We start from the raw sequence: 3,402 nt of genomic DNA on the forward strand, positions 1-3,402 counted from the left end.
TCGAGGATTGTTTTCTGGTCTTTGGCCAGCGGACTGTGTGTCCACGTTCTTTAACAATATGAAACTGTGATAGTAGTAAAAAATGTCTACTGGAAGTTGCGCTTAGCTCTTTGTGCAATGGAAAGTAGATGCTGAGGATTAATTGAGAAATCTCAAGTAATTCGGCGAATGTCGTTAATATGATCACTCGTGTAGCTCAGATGATTTTGGGTTATATGGTCAAGTGATTAAGCGCATACGGTGGATGCCTTGGCAGTTGGAGGCGATGAAAGACGTGATAGCCTGCGAAAAGCTTCGGGGAGGTGGCAAATGACCTTTGATCCGGAGATCTCTGAATGGGGAAACCCACTTGGCATAAGCCAGGTATCCTTAACTGAATACATAGGTTAAGGAGGCGAACCCGGGGAACTGAAACATCTAAGTACCCGGAGGAAAAGAAATCAACCGAGATTCCGTCAGTAGCGGCGAGCGAACGCGGATTAGCCCTTAAGCTTCTTAAGATTTAGTAGAACGCTCTGGAAAGTGCGGCCGTAGTGGGTGATAGCCCCGTATACGAAAAATCTTTTGAAGTGAAATCGAGTAGGTCGGAGCACGTGAAACTTTGACTGAATATGGGGGGACCATCCTCCAAGGCTAAATACTCCCAACTGACCGATAGTGAACCAGTACCGTGAGGGAAAGGCGAAAAGAACCCCGTTGAGGGGAGTGAAATAGAACCTGAAACCGTATGCGTACAAGCAGTGGGAGCACCTTCGGGTGTGACTGCGTACCTTTTGTATAATGGGTCAGCGACTTAATTTCAGTGGCAAGCTTAACCGAATAGGGGAGGCGTAGGGAAACCGAGTCTTAATAGGGCGTCGAGTCGCTGGGATTAGACCCGAAACCGGGCGATCTATCCATGGCCAGGGTGAAGGTTGAGTAACATCAACTGGAGGCCCGAACCCACTGTCGTTGAAAAGCCAGGGGATGAGCTGTGGATCGGAGTGAAAGGCTAATCAAGCCCGGAGATAGCTGGTTCTCCTCGAAAGCTATTTAGGTAGCGCCTCATGTATCACCACCGGGGGTAGAGCACTGTTTCGGCTAGGGGGTCATCCCGACTTACCAACCCGATGCAAACTCCGAATACCGGTGAGTGCAATCATGGGAGACAGACGGCGGGTGCTAACGTCCGTCGTCAAGAGGGAAACAACCCAGACCGCCAGCTAAGGTCCCAAATATCAGTTAAGTGGGAAACGATGTGGGAAGGCTCAGACAGCTAGGAGGTTGGCTTAGAAGCAGCCATCCTTTAAAGAAAGCGTAATAGCTCACTAGTCGAGTCGGCCCGCGCGGAAGATGTAACGGGGCTCAAACTGATAACCGAAGCTGCGGATGCGTGTTTACACGCATGGTAGAGGAGCGTTCTGTAAGCCGTTGAAGGTGAATCGAGAGGTTTGCTGGAGGTATCAGAAGTGCGAATGCTGACATGAGTAACGATAAGGGGAGTGAGAAACTCCCCCGCCGGAAGACCAAGGGTTCCTGCGCAACGCTAATCGGCGCAGGGTGAGTCGGCCCCTAAGGCGAGGGCGAAAGCCGTAGTCGATGGGAAACGGGTCAATATTCCCGTACTTGTATTTACTGCGATGGAGTGACGGAGAAGGCTAGGCCATCAGGGCGTTGGTTGTCCCTGTTTAAGGTTGTAGGCTGAGGGCTTAGGTAAATCCGGGTCCTTAAGGCTGAGAACTGATGACGAGTGATCTTTTAGATCATGAAGTGGTTGATGCCATACTTCCAGGAAAAACTTCTAAGCTTCAGGTAGATACGAACCGTACCCCAAACCGACACAGGTGGTCAGGTAGAGAATACCAAGGCGCTTGAGAGAACTCGGGTGAAGGAACTAGGCAAAATGGCACCGTAACTTCGGGAGAAGGTGCGCCGGTTTTGGTGATGGGACTTGCTCCCTAAGCTGAGGCCGGTCGAAGATACCAGTTGGCTGCGACTGTTTATTAAAAACACAGCACTGTGCAAACACGAAAGTGGACGTATACGGTGTGACGCCTGCCCGGTGCCGGAAGGTTAATTGATGGGGTTAGCTTAGGCGAAGCTCTTGATCGAAGCCCCGGTAAACGGCGGCCGTAACTATAACGGTCCTAAGGTAGCGAAATTCCTTGTCGGGTAAGTTCCGACCTGCACGAATGGCGTAACGATGGCCAAGCTGTCTCCACCCGAGACTCAGTGAAATTGAAATCGCTGTTAAGATGCAGTGTATCCGCGGCTAGACGGAAAGACCCCGTGAACCTTTACTATAGCTTCACACTGGACTTTGAACCTATTTGTGTAGGATAGGTGGGAGGCTTTGAAGCGGTAACGCCAGTTATCGTGGAGCCATCCTTGAAATACCACCCTGGTATGTTTGAGGTTCTAACTCTGGTCCGTTATCCGGATCGAGGACAGTGTGTGGTGGGTAGTTTGACTGGGGCGGTCTCCTCCCAAAGAGTAACGGAGGAGCACGAAGGTGCGCTAAGTACGGTCGGACATCGTACGGTTAGTGTAAAGGCACAAGCGCGCTTGACTGCGAGACTGACAAGTCGAGCAGGTACGAAAGTAGGTCTTAGTGATCCGGTGGTTCTGTATGGAAGGGCCATCGCTCAACGGATAAAAGGTACTCCGGGGATAACAGGCTGATACCGCCCAAGAGTTCACATCGACGGCGGTGTTTGGCACCTCGATGTCGGCTCATCACATCCTGGGGCTGAAGCCGGTCCCAAGGGTATGGCTGTTCGCCATTTAAAGTGGTACGCGAGCTGGGTTTAGAACGTCGTGAGACAGTTCGGTCCCTATCTGCCGTGGACGTTTGAGATTTGAGAAGAGCTGCTCCTAGTACGAGAGGACCGGAGTGGACGAACCTCTGGTGTTCGGGTTGTGTCGCCAGACGCATTGCCCGGTAGCTACGTTCGGACAGGATAACCGCTGAAAGCATCTAAGCGGGAAGCCCCCTTCAAGATGAGATCTCACTGGCCCCTTGAGGGCCCTGTAGAGCCGTTGAAGACTACGACGTTGATAGGCTGGGTGTGTAAGCGCTGTGAGGCGTTGAGCTAACCAGTACTAATTGCTCGTGAGGCTTGACCATATAACGCCAAAGTGATTTGGGTTGTGTGGTGATCATAGACGAAGTAAGTTCGCGAATTGCGAAAGATGGATTGATTGATCCAGATTCAGCCGCTGTCACAGTTTCAGGGTAAGCAGAGAGAAAGACGATCTGTTTATCCAGCCGGTTATGCTTGACGACCATAGCGAGAGTGTCCCACCTGATCCCATCCCGAACTCAGAAGTGAAACCTCTTAGCGCCGATGGTAGTGTGGGGTTTCCTCATGTGAGAGTAGGTCATCGTCAGGCTTTTATTGTAAAACCCCGATCTGGATTCAG

General features: G+C 51.3%; 2 rRNA genes. Both read left to right on the forward strand.

Annotated elements, in window-relative coordinates:
* Positions 1–217 precede the first annotated feature (217 nt).
* Positions 218–3,106 (forward strand): 23S ribosomal RNA (locus tag MIB40_RS19190).
* Positions 3,107–3,256: 150 nt separating this feature from the next.
* Positions 3,257–3,372: ribosomal RNA gene (gene rrf, locus MIB40_RS19195) — 5S ribosomal RNA — on the forward strand.
* Positions 3,373–3,402 lie beyond the last annotated feature (30 nt).

Origin of the sequence: Aestuariirhabdus haliotis (assembly GCF_023509475.1) — a bacterium.
In the GTDB taxonomy this organism is placed as follows: domain Bacteria; phylum Pseudomonadota; class Gammaproteobacteria; order Pseudomonadales; family Aestuariirhabdaceae; genus Aestuariirhabdus; species Aestuariirhabdus haliotis.